Source organism: Spirochaetales bacterium, assembly GCA_016930085.1.
Taxonomy (GTDB): Bacteria; Spirochaetota; Spirochaetia; order SZUA-6; family JAFGRV01; genus JAFGHO01.
Genome location: JAFGHO010000025.1, coordinates 31,479 through 47,850, shown reverse-complemented (window position 1 = coordinate 47,850; position 16,372 = coordinate 31,479). Strand labels below are relative to the sequence as shown.

Genomic DNA, 16,372 nt, shown 5'->3' with positions numbered 1-16,372 from the left:
TAATCGTTACAGCCACAACCTGTTTCCGTTCCCAAGAACCCCCGCGACGTAACGGATTATCCGTTCCGCCATATTAATTGTAACAAGTTTACTCCATCCGGTAAAGAGCGCGGAAGGGTTAAAATCAAGCAGGTAGTACGCTCCCGTCTGCCCGTCATATTCCAGATCCACCGCACAATAGGCGAGCCCCAAAAGCCGTACCGCCTTTTCGACCTGGTCCGCGGCTGCCGTTTCCAGGGTACACGCCGTTGTCTTCCGCACCCGCTCCCGCCAGTCCACGAACCGTCTGTCGAAGAAAATTTCTCCGGAAGAAACGATCCGCCCGCCGAGAAGGTATGTCCTGAAACTTCTGCCGCTGACGAACTGCTGGTACATAAACGGCCGCTTTCCGAGAACCGCTTCGTTTCGTTCGAAAAACTCATTGTCCGCCATGACGACCTCGGCGCCGCTTGAGCACGGTTTCGCGACGACCCTGTTCCCGAAGCGTTCGATAAACGACGAGACAGTCCCGCGGTCAGCGGTCACGAGTGTGGCGGGCACCCGGATACCGTGCGAATGAAGGAAATGATACTGATACGGTTTGAGTCCGTGGAACCTCGACGCGTCGGGATGATTGACGACCGGAATATGTCTTCCCGCCGCCCTGACAAAGGCCTGCTGAAGGCCGAGGCTGTCTCCCACCCCGCGCGACCACCGTTCGATCCCGTCGGGTGTGGCGACCGGTTCCCTGCCGTGCGCCCGGAAGTTCCTCACCAGGAGGAGATTCAGTTTTTCGACCGGAACGGGGTCATGTATCCCGATATCGTCGTATCCCCGCGGCTTCGAAACGGTAAGCAGGTTGTAGGCGGGAAAGTGCGTGAAGTCGATGACATGGGGCTCGATCCCCTGTCTGCGGCTTTCTTCCGCGAGCTGTATGACATGGGGATCCATTTTGCTGCCGACGATTCCTATTGCGTACACCCGCTTTATCTCCCGAACAACCGCTTTCTGATTTCGGGATCGCGGGCAAGGATGTCCTTTGCCTCGTCGAGGAGGGAAAGGGTCTTTTTCTTCCGCTTTTTCCCCGACTGTTCGATGAGAAACCCGGCCAGGAGGGCGGGAATGTCGATACCGCTCAGCCGGGCAAAATTGACGAACATCGGGGACATATTGCAGTCGATGAGAAAAAACTCGCCGGTCTCACCGTGTCTCATCAAATCCATGCCGCAAAATGAAAGCTCAAGCGATTCCGCCGCGGATTCGGCGATACGCCGTGCCGCATCGGGAAGGGCGATCACCTCGATCCCTGTCTGACTCATTGAAGAATCGACGGTCCCGCCGTGGACGATGCGGGCCGCGGCGATGAGCTTTCCTCCGAGCACATAACACCGTATGGTATCCCCCCTGATGTACCGCTGGTACAATGCACCCCGTCTGTTCCACGCGTGGGTTTTCCACATATCCGTATTCCAGAGATGCGTCTTGTAGATCCCGGCAAGGGGCTTCGACACCACCCCGTCATCTTCAGCGAACGCCTTCTCCGCGAAGTCCTTGAGCGTCATTTTGTCCGATCCCGCCATGAACGCGGGCAGCCTTTGCCCCCCGGTCTTGAGAAACCGGTACAGGTAGGTTTTCATGCGGTGAAGGTCGTTCCGGCGGATCGGATTGACGAGGACGCCTTTTTGCGCGATGAGGTTGATGAATGCCGTTTTGACAGCGAGGTGTTTTTTCTCGTTTTCTATAAAACCGATATAATCCCGGTACAGCCCCCGCCACTCGTCTTCGGATTCGACCGTGGTACTCTTTTCGTAATCGATATACCACGGGGCGGTGGCGCCCCGTCTTCTCAAGTAAGCCGATTCGATCCCCGCGATATCGATACCGTTCAGTCCGGTATATTCCCGCCCGATCGTGAGCGCGGCGTCACCCGGAAAACGGGAAAGATCGACGATGCACGCATCAGCTCCCCTGTTCCGCAGCCGCGAATAGACGGCGTCGACTTCCTGGTCCCCCGGCGGACCGATCACGGCGATCATCGGTCTTTATCCTTGAGAAGGCAGCATAAAGCGGCAAACACCTTTCCCCTGATATCTTCGGGAAGCGCCTCCAGGTCGGGCGAAGGCTCGAAATCGCCAATAACCATCCCACCCTCCCCCTCTCTCAAGGTGATCCCGGCAAGGGGCATGGCGAGGGTCTTCTGGAGGACGGTAATCTTTTCCGGAAGCTTCTCCGGCACTTCAAGCGGGGAAGGTTCGAGGCAGACCTGCTTTCCGCCGGCCGCGACAAGCTGTATTTCCTTTGTACCGGTCAACGCCTGAAGAAAAAGCGGGGTTTCGTTCAATGGATGTTTCCTTATTTCATTCTCATCCATCCACTCGGCAGCCCCGATGCCCGCGAGGGGAAGCGAGAGAAAACACCCGTCATGGGCTTTCAGAAACGAGGCGATCCGCTCCGGATCGTTCCCCGCAAGAGACGGGGCAACAGGAACACCGGCTTCGGTGAGTAGTTCGAAGGCCCACGGTTTGAACACGGCAGCCTCATAGGCGCGCTGCGGGTTGACGCAGAGGGGAACCGCGTCATTGACGATCTCGAGAAGACTGAACCAGAGTGAAGCGCTTTCACGTTCGTTCCTGAGATACTCGTCGAGGTTCTTCCGGCACGCGAGCCATTCGGCTTCCGTGGGCTCAAGCGCGGGCTGGGGCCACATGTATCCCAAATCCGGGATGAAGGCGGCGAGGGTGCCGCTGAGGATATCGGTATCGCCGTACCGGACGGTATCCTCACTCACGGCGAGACGGCCGTCATGAAGGATTTTTTCCCGTTCGATGACGGTCACCCCGTATCCCTTCCCGGCAAGGTACCGGGAAAGGGATGCGGTGCGGTTTTTGTTCTGTGTCAGGATAAGCAGCTTTTTTTCCATAAGTACGACAATTGTAGCATATCGGAGAAGTTTTTCATAGTGACAGGGGAAAGTGCTGCTTGCGACACAGGAAAAAATCTGCCTCTCAGATCACGGCATACGGGAGGCGCTTTACGGCAATAACCAGCGGGACGTCAATCAGGTCATGAAAAATATCGTGTATATGGAACTTTTGAGGCGCGGTTACGAGGCGACGGTGGGCAAGGTAAAAAACGCGGAAGTCGATTTTTGCGCCCCAAAAAGCGGCGATACATTATATGTGCAGGTAACGTATCCTCTTGCCGGTGAGAAAACAATGGAAAGGGAATTCGGCGTGCAGGAAACGATCCCGGACAACTACCCCAAATACATCCTTTCAGTGGATAAAATAAACCGGAGTCAAAACGGTATCACCCATAAAAACATCCGCGATTTTTTATTGGAGCAACAAGATGACGAAAACACGTCACAGGATTGGTTGACAAAAAAAAATATCGCATTTAAACTAATACAACAGGCAGCTGGGAATGTTTTACGGTAATTATTCTGGCCTTTAATAAGCACATAACGTCCGTGTTACCTGCGGTAAATGAAAGATAATGAACGGAGAAATCATGGCAAAAACCAGGGAAAACAAAAACAGCAGCGAACCAATCGAAAAACAGCTCTGGAAATCCGCCGACAAGCTTAGAAAGAACATTGACGCGGCTGAATACAAGCATGTCGTTCTGGGTTTGATATTCCTGAAATATATTTCGGATGCATTCGAAAACCTTCACTCGAAATTGAAAAGCGGAAAGGGCGAATATGCCGGGGCGGACCCGGAGGACAAAGACGAATACAAGGCAGAGAATATATTCTTCGTACCCGAAATCGCCCGGTGGTCATACCTGCAATCAAAGGCAAAACTGCCCGGCATCGGCAAAGAAGTGGATAACGCCATGGACGCCATCGAAAAGGACAACCCCTCGCTGAAAGACGTGCTTCCTAAAGTATTCGCCCGCGGCAATCTGGATCCGGCGAACCTCGGCGGGCTGATCGACCTTATCGGGAATATCGCGTTCGGCGACGCAAAAGCCCGGAGCGCGGATGTTCTGGGCCATGTATTCGAATATTTCCTTGGTGAATTCGCCCTTGCGGAAGGGAAAAAGGGGGGACAGTTCTACACGCCCCGCAGTGTCGTCGAACTTCTCGTGGAAATGCTCGAACCATATAAAGGCCGTGTCTTCGACCCCTGCTGCGGTTCCGGCGGCATGTTCGTGCAGTCGGAACAGTTCGTGGCCGGACACCGGGGCAACGTCAATGACATATCGATTTACGGACAGGAAAGCAACCAGACGACCTGGCGTTTGTGCAAAATGAACCTGGCAATCCGCGGCATCGACAGCTCGCAGGTCAAATGGAACAACGAAGGTTCGTTCCTGAACGACGCGCACAAAGACCTGAAGGCCGATGTCGTCATCGCAAATCCCCCCTTCAATGACAGCGACTGGTCTGGCGACATGCTCCGCAAAGACGGCAGGTGGAAATACGGCGCTCCCCCGTCCGGCAACGCCAACTACGCATGGATACAGCACTTCCATTATCATTTGAGCCCGGGCGGTATTGCCGGTTTTGTTCTGGCAAAAGGCTCCCTCACCTCTAAAAGCTCGGGCGAAGGCGATATCCGCAAGGCGTTTATCGAAGCGCGTCTTGTCGACTGTATCGTCAATCTTCCGGCAAAGCTCTTTTTGAATACCCAGATACCGGCCTGTCTCTGGTTTTTGTCACGGAACAAGGCAAACGGCGGCTACCGGAACAGGAGGGAAGAAATATTGTTCATCGACGCCCGTAACGAAGGTCATTTGATCAACCGCCGCATGAGGATATCATGAAAATAGCATCGACCTATCACGAATGGCGAAAAGAGAAAGGAACATACGAAGATATAAAAGGTTATTGCAACTCCGCGAGTATCGAACGGGTGAAAGAACTCGATTACGTGCTGACGCCGGGCAGATACGTGGGCCTCCCCGATGAAGAGGATGATTTTGATTTCAAGGAACGCTTTACCGGCTTGAAAGTCGAGTTCGAGGCGCAGTTGAATGAAGAGGAGCGGCTGAACAAGGCGATTATAGAAAATTTGAAAAAGGTGAAGCTATGAGTGGAATTATTAAAAAAGACAATGAATATGTTGATTTCATAGAAGAAATAAAAAACCGCGTGCATAGTGCACAGATAAAAGCCGCCGTTAGCGTTAATCAGGAACTTCTACGTTTATACTGGGACATGGCCGTAAGGATTGTAGAAATACAAAATAAAAGCGCATGGGGTGATGCATTTTTAGAACGATTGAGTAAAGATTTACAAAAGACTTTTCCCGATATGAAAGGTTTTTCACTTCGAAATTTAAAATATATGAGACAATGGTATTTATTCTGGTCGGATTCACCAATTGGGCAACAAGCTGTTGCCCAAATTCCATGGGGACACAACCTGGTTATTATCAGCAAAGCAGTTACACTGGAAGAAGCATTATTTTATGTGAAAAAAACCATTGAGAATAATTGGTCAAGAGCGGTTCTTGCCCATCAAATAGAAGGCAGGTTATTTTTCAGAGAAGGAAAAGCATGTACGAATTTTCAGATGGTTCTACCCAAACCGCAGTCTGATCTGGCTAATCAAACGCTGAAAGACCCTTATATATTTGATTTTCTGTCAATCAGGGAAAAACACGATGAAAAGGAACTGGAAGATGCCCTTGTGAACCAGGTGACCAAATTTCTGCTGGAACTAGGAACAGGTTTTTCCTTTATAGGCAGGCAATACAAACTGGCGGTTTCTGGTGATGATTATTTCATCGATCTCCTTTTCTACCATATCCGCCTTCACTGCTATGTTGTTGTAGAATTGAAAACTGTAAAATTCAAACCAGAATTTACCGGAAAGCTGAATTTCTATGTGTCCGCAGTAGACGGGATTCTCAGGACCGAACAGGATAAACCGACAATCGGTATTCTTATCTGCAAATCCAAAAACAAAACAGTGGTGGAATACGCACTCAAAGATATAAACAAGCCGATAGGTGTTAGTGAATACCAGATAACGCAACATCTCCCCGATCATTATAAGCCTTCTATTCCGAGCATCGAGGAGATTGAAGCAGAGCTGGAGGGAATGCATGATTGATAATTATCCTGAAAAAATAACTGTCAATGAATTGATTGAGTTTCTGAAACAATTTCCACCGGACATGCGGGTCGTGACTCACGGTAAACGGAAAGGATTCCATAATATTCTGGTTCCCGAGATCAGAACCGTTTATCGCGATGAAGAGGCGATGTCCGAATACGAGGGTGAATATGATGTGGGTGAAATACCCGGTCAAAAGCCGATTGAGGTCGTCGTGATTTTCAGGGATAACGGGTGGGATTGAATAGGTGAGTGGAAGGAATGTACATTAAAACATGTATTAGGTGATAAAGGTTATATTCGTGGTCCTTTCGGGTCTTCTTTAAAACGTGGAGAAATGCAGACTCATGGAATACCTGTATATGAACAAAAGAATGCAATAAACAATGATCGAACTTTCCGTTTTTTTATAAATAAACAAAAATTTGAAGAACTTTCAAGATTCCAAGTAAGAACAAATGACCTAATAATTAGCTGTTCAGGTACGGTAGGTAAAATTTCAATAATAAAAGATGAAGACCCAAAGGGTATCATCAGCCAGGCACTTTTAATTCTTCGCCCAGATGTAAGCAAAATCAGATTAAAATATCTATACTACTTTCTTTCTTCAAAACAAGGCTTTGAACTTCTAACTCAAGCTTCACACGGTTCTGTACAAATAAATATTGCAGAAAGAAAGGTAGTTGAGAGTATTCCTATTCTCCTCCCCCCTCTCCCCGAACAAAAGGCCATTGCCGGGGTGCTTTCCAGCCTTGACGACAAGATCGACCTTCTGCACCGCCATAACAGGACGCTGGAAGCCATGGCAGAGGCACTGTTCCGGCAGTGGTTTGTGGAAGAAGCGGATGAGGGGTGGGAAGAGAGAAAGCTAGAAGAATTGTGTACTATTACTCGTGGTTCATCACCTCGACCTATCATAAAATATATTTACAATGGAACAGTTCCGTGGATTAAGATTGCAGATGGCTCAAGAAGTAGTAATTTTTTCATCGATAGTACAAATGAATTTATTATTGAAGAAGGTGTAAGTAAAAGCGTTAAAGTTTTTCCTGGTGATTTAATTCTTTCAAATAGTGCCACTTGTGGATTTCCATATTTTGTTGAAATTGAAGGATGCATACATGACGGTTGGTTATTATTCAGAGATTTTAAAGGCATTACTAAGTTATTTTTATTTTTCTTTATTAAAACCATCTTCAATGAATTAAATAATATTGCTGATGGTTCAGTTCAGAATAATTTAAATACTGGAATCTTGAAAGAATACCTAATAAAATTACCTAATATTGATTTGGTTACCACTTTCGACAAACATGCAGAAATATTTATAAATAAGCTAAAACAAAACCAGCTTCAGATCCGCACTCTCGAAAAACTCCGGGACACCCTCTTGCCAAAGCTCATGTGCGGTGAAGTGAGGGTTGTCACGTAATGGAGGCTTTATGAAAATTTCATTCATCGAAATCCAGAATTTCCGTAAGTTAAAATCTTGCCGTATGGAATTCGCTGATAAAGAAACCATTTTTGTTGGTGCAAATAACAGCGGTAAAACTTCCGCCATGGATGCCCTTATCCTATTTCTTGATAAAGGTCAAAGAAAATCAATCGTAACAACAGATTTTACATTGTCTAATTGGGCAGTCATTAATAAAATCGCTGATACCTGGGTCAGAACAGATAATAAAACAGCTTTAAATTTGAGCATAGATCAATGGCGACCATATCTTCCGGCAGTCGATGTTTGGTTGAATGTGAATGAAGATCAGATTCATTATGTGAGTCATCTCATACCAACATTAGACTGGCAAGGAGGATTACTCGGAGTGCGGCTGTGTTTTGAACCGAAAAATGTTGAAAACCTTTATAAAGACTATTCCCAAGCTTTTACTGAATCACAAAATCTTCTAAAATCAAAAGATGAGGAAAAGACAAAAATCAACATCTGGCCTTCATCAATGCAGGACTTTTTAGATAAAAAATTGCATTTGTATTTTAAGATGAAGTCTTTTTTGATTGATCCGAAAAGATGTTGCGATCCAAAAGATGGCATCTCACAGCCACAAATATTACCGGCAGATTTGCCTGAACTTGAAAAAGATCCCTTTGAAGGTTTGATCAAAATAAACTCAATCAATGCTCAAAGAGGATTTTCGGATGTAAATAGCTTTGAAGGTATAGAGGGATACAAGGGAAACAAATTATCAGCACAGCTCAGCAGTTATTATAAAAAACACCTTGATCCTTCAGATTCACCAGGGATAGAAGATCTCTATGTGCTTGAAGCAATTGAAAACACACGTATCACTTTTGATGAAAGACTTCGTGATGGCTTTAAGGTTGCAATTTCTGAACTTGAAGGGTTGGGTTACCCAGGGTTCAGTGATCCGTCATTGATATTGACGAGCAAAGTTAACCCTGTTGACCTGCTCAATCATGATGCAGCCGTCCGCTTTGTTATCGGCAAAAATGATGAATCCACTAATAATATCATGCATCTCCCTGAAAAGTATAACGGCTTGGGATATCAGAATCTCATTTCAATGATATTCAATCTAATCCAGTTCCGTGATGCATGGATGTGTGTGGGTAAATACAGGAAATCTGCAGAAGATGATGGTAAATTTATTGAACCATTACACCTTGTTCTGATTGAAGAACCGGAAGCTCATCTGCATGCCCAAGTCCAACAGGTTTTTATTAAAAAAGCCTTTTCAGTTCTGCGAAACCATTCTAATTTAAAGACTTCGCGTAATTTTAATACGCAGTTGATTGTAAGCACACATTCCAGCCATATTGCGCATGAAGTTGATTTTTCATGCTTAAGGTATTTCAGAAAAAACCCTTCACAAGCTAAAAAGGATGTACCGAATGCATGTGTGATTAATCTATCAACTACTTTTGGAAATCAGGATGAAACTTCAAGGTTCGCCGCACGGTACCTCAAAACAACGCATTGTGATCTATTCTTTGCCGATGCGGTAATTCTTGTGGAAGGACCAGCAGAACGGGTGCTCTTGCCTCATTTTATCCGCCATAAACATCAAAACCTCGATTCACGATATATTTCTATCCTTGAAATAGGAGGCAGTCACGCACACAGGTTAAAACCGTTAATTGAAACACTTGGATTATATACATTAGTAATTACCGATATCGATTCTATTGGTCAATCCGACTCAAAGAAGGTCTTGCCAGAAAAGAATAAAGGTTACAGGACAGGAAATGACACATTAAAAACATGGCTTCCAAAAAAGGAATCATTGGATGATCTCTATGCATGCAAGGATACAGATAAAGAATCAGATAACGGCAAAGTAAGAATCTGCTACCAAACGCCTATTAATTTGAATAGTACCGAAGCCCTACCCTATACATTCGAGGATTCTTTAACCTTATCAAATAAGGCGTTTATAGAAGGTATTAATTCTACAACAGGTTTATTAGATAAGATGAAGCAAGCATTAACAAAAATCGATATCTCAGAAATATGTAAAGAGATGTTTGAAGCTTTAGAAAGTGGTAAGAAAGCAGAAATGGCTTTGGAGCTTTTATTTCATAAAGACCCGAAAGAAATCGAGGTACCAAAGTATATTGCAGAAGGTTTGAAATGGCTGGAAGATAATTTGCGCCAAAAAGACTTGGATTATTTAATAACAGGAGAAAGCAATGAATCCTGTAAGTAATCTAAGTGATGCCGATAGAGAGATCAGCAGTTGCCTTAACCTTGATTCTCCAAAAAGTTTCTTTCTGTTCGCAGGCGCAGGATCTGGTAAAACACGGTCATTAGTCAATGTTTTACAAGAGTTTAGAAAAAGCAAAGCACGATTATTAGCACTGCGTGGACAGAAAGTTGCGGTAATCACTTACACAAACGCTGCCTGTGATGAAATCAAACGCAGGCTTGAATTTGACAATACATTTATTGTTTCAACAATACACAGTTTTTCATGGGAATTGATTAAGCCATTTCAGAACGATATTCGTAATTGGGTGAGAGATAATCTAAATAAGGAAATCAGCGAACTTGAAGCGAAGCAAGGAACTGGCCGTGCGGGTACAAAAGCGGCTTCTGACCGTGCAATACAGATAGAGTCGAAGAGAAAGCGTTTAGATAATATTGAAACTGTTAAAAAATTTTCCTATGACCCGAATGGAACAAATACCGGGAGGGATTCTCTCAACCATGCCGAGGTTATAAGCATTACCGCAACATTTTTAACAGAAAAGAATTTGATGATGCAATTACTAATAAATAAGTACCCCATTCTTTTAATAGATGAAAGCCAGGACACTAAAAAGGAATTGATGGAAGCATTTTTCAATGTTCAAAATAATTATAAGTGTAATTTTTCGCTTGGAATATTTTGTGATACAATGCAACGGATTTATACAGATGGGAAAATTGATTTGGGAAATAACTTGCCCGATGATTGGTCTAAACCTGTAAAGCTAATAAACCATAGGTGCCCCAAGAGAATAATCACACTTATTAATAAAATTAGATCAGTAGTGGATAGCCATATTCAAAAACCTTCCAATACTAATGAAGAAGGGTTTGTTAAGCTGTTTATTGTCAATACTAAGGGTGCTATTGATAAGCTGGAAACAGAAAAATCTATTATGCAACAAATGCAAAACCTAACAAAAGATGCAGGATGGGATTCATCCAATGCTGATGTTAAGATTCTGACACTTGAACATCATATGGCCGCTCGCAGAGGCGGCTTTCTGGATTTTTTTGAACCTCTTTATAGAATAGAAAAGTATAAAACCGGACTGCTGGATGGAACTTTGACTGGAGTATCATTTTTTATACAACAAGTTATACCATTGATACAAGCAAAAAGAGATGATAACAAGTTTAAAGTTGCTCAAATAATACGCAAACACTCTCCACTTTTAAGTTCGAAAATATTGAGCGAAAGTAAAAACCAGTTAGATGAAATAAAAAATGCAGATACTGCTGTTAATGGTGTCTATAATTTATTTAAAAAGGAGAATCAGAAGCCGAAATTGTTAGATATACTTAGCAACATCGATTCGTCAGGTCTTTTGACCATACCCGATGTTTTTGCACAAACACTTAAACGTAAATATACAGAAAATCGGCTTGATGAGGACGATGCGACTGATAAGGAAGAAGCAGTTGATGCGTGGGATAATGCATTAAAGTGTTCTTTTGACCAGATTATTGCCTATTCTGAATATATCACAGATAAATCTATGTTTGGGACACATCAGGGAGTCAAAGGTCTTGAATTTCCAAGAGTACTTCTGATTCTTGATGACGAAGAGGCGCGGGGATTTATGTTTAGTTATGATAAGTTATTCGGCACAAAACCTTTAACTGATACCGACAAAAAAAATATATCGGAGGGAAAAGAAACAAGCATAGATCGTACACGAAGACTTTTTTATGTAACTTGCAGCCGCACTGAAAAAAGTCTTGCGATTGTTGCTTATACAAAGAATTCTGATGCAGTGAAGAATCAGGTTCTAAAAAATGGCTGGTTTTCTGAAAATGAGGTGGTTTTGTTATGACCAGTAAATTCACCGAAATATCTACCACAACCTTCGCCATCCAACGGCTTGGCTGTAATCGTCCCTGTGCTTACGATGGAAATAAATCCGTAAAAAGCACTGCTGCAAAAAATCATATAAAGAGAGGAAATAACCGATGCTTACTCCCCTGAACCGCAGCGCCGTCATCATTACCCCGCGACAGTCTTTTTTTGACATGATTGCCAAAATTTCAGGAGCAAAACCGGAGAAAGCTGTTGCCCCGCTTACAGAAGACGAATCAACAATTTATCTTATTCAGGAAGCAGATCTTAATGAACTTGATTTAAAAGAACGAATGGCAAACTCTTACAAGGAAATATTTTTTGAAGAACTGGAAGGCTGGTTTACCGATACAAGCAGATGGCCGAAAGATGTTACCTGGCAAGAGTTTACCGAATGGTTTCATATCTCGTATCAATCAGTGATACTGGATACGTTGGATGAGGAGATAGAATATGTCTAAAAAACACCACCTCCCCGACAACCGGATCACCTTCTACCGGACCCCGGACGGCCCGGTCAATATCGAGATGATGTACGCCAATGAAAACATCCGGCTTTCGTAATTGGATAAATCCGATCAACGAACGGAATAAAGCCTGAAAGTGCCGGCTTTCGGGCTTTTTTTATCCTTGGTAATATTATATTTAATAAAGAAAATAATGTCAATATAGACAGGCCACTATTTAATAAAAATACTTGAAATATATTAAATAGTCCGCTATATTTATATATATAAGGAGTGTGAAAATGGAAACCGGAAATATTGCCGGCAATACCCGGCGTTTTATGAAGATGAAGAAATTATCTGTTTCCGCATTATCATCCAGAATGGGCATGGGTTCGGCTACTTTGTCCAATATCCTTAATGGCAAATCCGAACCTAAAAGTTCAACTTTGCTCAAACTTGCGGATGCTTTGGGAGTCAGTCTTGTCGATTTGCTGTCGGAATCACCTGCATTGAATAACGTGCGTTTCAGATCCTGTAAGCTTAGTGCGAGGGAAAAGGCGGAACGCGATCAGACCATAATAAGCACCGCTCAATGGCTTGAAGATTACAATTATCTCGAAAAAGAACTGGATGAAAAAAAAGATTACAGCCTGGATAACCTTGCCGATCATAATGGGCGTGACGGTAAAAAAAGTCTTGCAGAAAAAGTTCGTAAGGCTTTTAGAATCAATGACCCGAAAGAACCTGTTTATGATTTTGTTAATTCAATAGAAAATGCCGGGATTAAACTCAGGATTTATAATTTTGGATATAAAAAAAGTTTTGGTCTTTCTGTCGGAAAAGATGAAAAAGGCCCGGCCATAATTATTAATTCGCATCCGGAAATATCTGTCGAAAGACAGCTTTTTACTATTGCGCATGAACTCGGACATCTTCTCATGCATCAGAATACCTATGGTTCCGCTACCGGTAACGCTCGGGAGGATGAAAATCAGGAAAAAGAAGCGGATGAGTTTGCCGGGCATCTTCTTTTACCGGATGAAGGATTACGTCGCGAATGGAATGAATCCGGGGGTTTGCATTGGGTCGATGCCGTTTTACGGATAAAAAAGATATACAAGGTTAGTTATATAACCGTTCTGAAAAGACTGGCCCAGCTTGACAATAATCTTGATTATGGTGATCTGATCAAAAATTTTGCCGTCTATTATAAACGGTTGCATAACCATGATCTGAAAAATCATTATGAACCCGATGCCTTGAGCAGGAATGACCTTGTCGAGGATCGTTTCAGCAGGCTGGTACGGGAAGCTTATGAAAAAGAAATAATATCCTTGTCCCGCGCAGCCGAAATTCTCGGCGTATCGATGGACTCAATGCGGGAATTGCTTGTTTCATGGAAGGAAATGCCTGTTGAGTTCCGATCCTGAACGGAAAGCCGTTATTTGTGATGCAAATGTCCTGATTGATTTCACAACGGTTGATTTGGACATTTTAGCTAAAGCAGCCTCTTTTTATAGTAAAGTATATGTACCCGATTGCATTATTCATGAAGTCAACAACCTTTCAAGTGAAAAAGCAGAAAAACTTGGAATTATTATTATTCCAACACCATATCGGGAAGTAGTAAAATTGCCGAATCTTTCATTTGAGGATGCAGTTTGTCTTTTTTACGTAAAAAAGGAAAACTATGTCTGTATTACCAATGACAAGGTATTACGAAGAGAATGTATTGCAGCCGGCGGGGAAGTCGTATGGGGTATGGAAATGCTTCTGAACATGGTACAAAAGAAAATAATCAGTACCAAAAAAGCTACTTCGGTTGCAAAAAAGATATCAGAAATTAATCCGACTATTACAAAAACGGTCCTTGATGATTTTTTGCACAAACTTGAACAGTAATATAATCTCGTTTTTGTATTGTTCCACATTCATTTATTCGGTATTATACATTTATGACCAGAATCACCGAATCCGCCATCGAAACCTTTGCCGTCGAACTCCTCGAAAAACACGGTTACCAATATATATACGGTCCCGATATCGCCCCGGACGGTGAAGCGCCGGAGCGCGCCTCCTTTGAAGATGTCCTTCTGCCTGAAAGAATAAAAAAAGCGGTTTCCCGCATCAACCCGGCAATACCGGCGGACGCGAGGGAGGATGCGGTAAAACAAACACAACGTCTCAACTCTCCCGAACTGATTGCCGATAACGAAAGCTTTCACCGGATGCTGACCGAAGGCGTCAAGGTCGCCTGTCGGAAAGACGGAAGCAGCCGGGGCGAGCTTGTATGGCTTATCGACTTTAACGATCCTGAAAACAATGATTTTATCGTCCTGAATCAATACACCGTGATCGAAAACCATGTGAACAAACGCCCCGATGTGGTATTATTCGTCAACGGCCTGCCCCTTGTCGTTATGGAACTTAAAAATCCCGCGGATGAAAACGTAACGGTTCATTCGGCATTCAAGCAATTGCAAACCTATATACGGTCGATCCCCTCCCTGTTCGCCTATAACGGCTTTTTAATTGTCTCCGACGGGCTCGAAGCAAAGGCCGGAACGATTTCCTCCGGGTACAACCGTTTCATGGCATGGAAAACCGCAGACGGCAACATCGAGGCTTCTCCCCTCATAGGGCAGCTTGAAACATTGATTCGCGGCATGCTCGATAAAAAAACGCTGCTCGACCTTATCCGGCATTTCATTGTTTTTGAAAAATCCGGAAAAGAGGACCGGGAAACGGGCGTCATCACCGTCCGGAGCGTTAAAAAACTGGCCGCCTATCATCAATACTATGCGGTAAACAGGGCGGTCGAATCGACGCTCCGTGCGGCAGGCTATGGTGAAAAAACGGCCGTTCGTGCCGGAGTCTCCATGGTTAAGGAGTCGCCGGAAAGCTACGGCGTACCCGGCGTGAAATCACAGCCCGCGGGAGACAAAAAAGGCGGCGTCGTCTGGCATACCCAGGGGTCGGGGAAATCCCTGTCCATGGTTTTTTATGCCGGAAAGATCGTTCTTGCCATGGATAATCCCACCATTCTCGTCATCACCGACCGCAACGACCTCGACGACCAGCTTTTCGACACCTTTGCCTCGTCCAGGCAATTGCTCCGCCAGGAACCGGTACAGGCCGGGAACAGGGAGCAATTGAAGGAATTACTGAAAGTCGCCTCCGGGGGTGTGGTTTTCACCACGATCCAGAAGTTCCAGCCGGAAGAAGGAAACGTGTATGAAAAACTGTCGGACAGAACCAATATCGTCGTCATTGCGGACGAAGCCCACAGGACACAGTACGGTTTCAAGGCGAAAACGATCGACGACAAAGACGAAAACGGGAATGTCACCGGCAAAAAACTAGTACTCATACTTTCCGCCGAGGAACACATACTCGGTCTCGAAAACGGAAGAAAACGTTTTATTGACGAAGTTACCGCTTTATCCAAAGCATTGTCCATAGCAATACCCCATGAAAAGGCAATGGACGTGAAAGATGAAGTGGCGTTCTTTCAGGCGGTGAAATCACGGCTCGTCAAGTTCGACATAACGGGTGAAGGCAGAACGGATGAAGAAGTCGGAACAGCCATAAGGCAGGTCGTTGACAAAGCGCTTGTTACGGAAAAGGTAATCGATGTCTTTGATACCGCCGGAATACAAAAACCGGATATTTCCATATTGTCGGAAGACTTTCTCCTTGAAGTGAAGAATATGGAGCACAAAAACATCGCCCTTGAAGTGCTGAAAAAGCTTCTCAATGATGAAATAAAATCCCGGACAAAGAAGAACCTGATTCAAGGCAAAACCTTGATGGAAATGCTCGAAAATTCCATCAGGAAATATCACAACAAAATTCTTACTGCCGCGGAAGTCATAGAAGACCTCATTGAATTATCCAGGGAAATTCATGAAATGGACAAAGAACCTCAGGAAATGGGTCTTTCCGATTATGAATACGCTTTCTATACCGCCATTGCGAATAACGAAAGCGCGCGGCAGGTCATGGAACAGGAAAAACTCCGTGAACTTGCGGTTGTCCTTTATGAAAAGGTCAAGGAAAACGCATCAATCGACTGGTCCATAAAGGAAAGCGTGAAAGCGAAATTGAAAGTAATTGTTAAAAGGGTTCTCAGGCAATACGGCTATCCGCCGGACATGCAAATGCTTGCGACGGAAACAGTATTAAAGCAGGCGGAATTAATTGCAGAAGAGTTGACAAGTGGTAAATAGATACCCCCCCCGGCAAAAAATGCGGGAGCATACTGTGTCAGGCAATACTCCCGCATCCGGCCTTTGAAACGGTGCTTTCGC

13 protein-coding genes and 1 pseudogene are annotated in these 16,372 nt (G+C 44.5%); 11 read left to right on the top strand and 3 right to left on the bottom strand.

The window, feature by feature from the left end; all coding sequences use genetic code 11:
- Positions 1–6: 6 nt before the first annotated feature.
- Genes JW881_04550 through JW881_04540 form a run of 3 tightly spaced genes read right to left on the bottom strand, consistent with a single transcriptional unit; the run spans position 7 to position 2,899 of the window.
- Entirely contained in the window at positions 7–960 is a 954-nt protein-coding gene (locus JW881_04550) for a hypothetical protein (protein ID MBN1696761.1), read from the bottom strand.
- A gap of 5 nt (positions 961–965) precedes the next feature.
- Positions 966–2,015: a hypothetical protein gene (locus JW881_04545; protein MBN1696760.1), complete on the bottom strand. Its 1,050-nt coding sequence runs from the start codon at positions 2,013–2,015 to the stop codon at positions 966–968.
- Entirely contained in the window at positions 2,012–2,899 is an 888-nt protein-coding gene (locus tag JW881_04540) for a hypothetical protein (protein ID MBN1696759.1), read from the bottom strand. Before JW881_04540 ends, JW881_04545 begins: the two co-directional genes overlap by 4 nt.
- Positions 2,900–2,951: 52 nt before the next feature.
- Between JW881_04540 and JW881_04535 the strand changes: the two genes are divergently transcribed.
- The 11 genes and pseudogenes from JW881_04535 (at position 2,952) to JW881_04485 (ending at position 16,291) form a co-directional block, all read left to right on the top strand.
- Positions 2,952–3,419 carry an ATP-binding protein gene (locus tag JW881_04535; protein MBN1696758.1) on the top strand — a complete coding sequence of 156 codons (468 nt, stop codon included), beginning with the start codon at positions 2,952–2,954 and terminating at the stop codon, positions 3,417–3,419.
- 73 nt (positions 3,420–3,492) lie between these two features.
- Positions 3,493–5,021: pseudogene (locus JW881_04530) on the top strand (SAM-dependent DNA methyltransferase).
- Entirely contained in the window at positions 5,018–6,046 is a 1,029-nt protein-coding gene (locus JW881_04525; GenBank protein ID MBN1696757.1) for a DUF1016 family protein, read from the top strand. Before JW881_04530 ends, JW881_04525 begins: the two are co-directional and overlap by 4 nt.
- Positions 6,039–6,293 carry a hypothetical protein gene (locus tag JW881_04520; protein MBN1696756.1) on the top strand — a complete coding sequence of 85 codons (255 nt, stop codon included), beginning with the start codon at positions 6,039–6,041 and terminating at the stop codon, positions 6,291–6,293. Before JW881_04525 ends, JW881_04520 begins: the two co-directional genes overlap by 8 nt.
- A gap of 93 nt (positions 6,294–6,386) precedes the next feature.
- Entirely contained in the window at positions 6,387–7,481 is a 1,095-nt protein-coding gene (locus tag JW881_04515) for a restriction endonuclease subunit S (protein MBN1696755.1), read from the top strand.
- 10 nt (positions 7,482–7,491) lie between these two features.
- Positions 7,492–9,732 (top strand): AAA family ATPase, encoded by a 2,241-nt coding sequence (locus tag JW881_04510; protein MBN1696754.1) that lies wholly within the window; start codon positions 7,492–7,494, stop codon positions 9,730–9,732.
- Positions 9,716–11,590, top strand: a complete 1,875-nt coding sequence (locus tag JW881_04505) for an ATP-dependent helicase (GenBank protein ID MBN1696753.1) — start codon at positions 9,716–9,718, stop codon at positions 11,588–11,590. The genes JW881_04510 and JW881_04505 overlap by 17 nt, the downstream gene beginning before the upstream one ends.
- A gap of 136 nt (positions 11,591–11,726) precedes the next feature.
- The gene (locus JW881_04500; protein MBN1696752.1) at positions 11,727–12,074 is read left to right on the top strand and encodes a hypothetical protein; all 348 of its coding nucleotides are present in this window, start codon (positions 11,727–11,729) and stop codon (positions 12,072–12,074) included.
- A gap of 287 nt (positions 12,075–12,361) precedes the next feature.
- Entirely contained in the window at positions 12,362–13,492 is a 1,131-nt protein-coding gene (locus tag JW881_04495; protein MBN1696751.1) for an ImmA/IrrE family metallo-endopeptidase, read from the top strand.
- A complete protein-coding gene (locus JW881_04490) occupies positions 13,476–13,964 on the top strand; it encodes a hypothetical protein (GenBank protein ID MBN1696750.1) in 489 nt (162 codons plus the stop codon). Before JW881_04495 ends, JW881_04490 begins: the two co-directional genes overlap by 17 nt.
- Positions 13,965–14,017: 53 nt before the next feature.
- Positions 14,018–16,291 carry a DUF3387 domain-containing protein gene (locus JW881_04485; protein ID MBN1696749.1) on the top strand — a complete coding sequence of 758 codons (2,274 nt, stop codon included), beginning with the start codon at positions 14,018–14,020 and terminating at the stop codon, positions 16,289–16,291.
- The last annotated feature ends 81 nt before the right edge of the window (positions 16,292–16,372 follow it).

Bases quoted from the DNA above. Each gene is read 5' to 3' on its own strand.
- JW881_04545 (MBN1696760.1), bottom strand. From the start codon at position 2,015: ATGATCGCCGTGATCGGTCCGCCGGGGGACCAGGAAGTCGACGCCGTC.
- JW881_04540 (MBN1696759.1), bottom strand. From the start codon at position 2,899: ATGGAAAAAAAGCTGCTTATCCTGACACAGAACAAAAACCGCACCGCA.
- JW881_04525 (MBN1696757.1), top strand. From the start codon at position 5,018: ATGAGTGGAATTATTAAAAAAGACAATGAATATGTTGATTTCATAGAA.
- JW881_04520 (MBN1696756.1), top strand. From the start codon at position 6,039: ATGATTGATAATTATCCTGAAAAAATAACTGTCAATGAATTGATTGAG.
- JW881_04515 (MBN1696755.1), top strand. From the start codon at position 6,387: ATGCAGACTCATGGAATACCTGTATATGAACAAAAGAATGCAATAAAC.
- JW881_04510 (MBN1696754.1), top strand. From the start codon at position 7,492: ATGAAAATTTCATTCATCGAAATCCAGAATTTCCGTAAGTTAAAATCT.
- JW881_04505 (MBN1696753.1), top strand. From the start codon at position 9,716: ATGAATCCTGTAAGTAATCTAAGTGATGCCGATAGAGAGATCAGCAGT.
- JW881_04500 (MBN1696752.1), top strand. From the start codon at position 11,727: ATGCTTACTCCCCTGAACCGCAGCGCCGTCATCATTACCCCGCGACAG.
- JW881_04495 (MBN1696751.1), top strand. From the start codon at position 12,362: ATGGAAACCGGAAATATTGCCGGCAATACCCGGCGTTTTATGAAGATG.
- JW881_04485 (MBN1696749.1), top strand. From the start codon at position 14,018: ATGACCAGAATCACCGAATCCGCCATCGAAACCTTTGCCGTCGAACTC.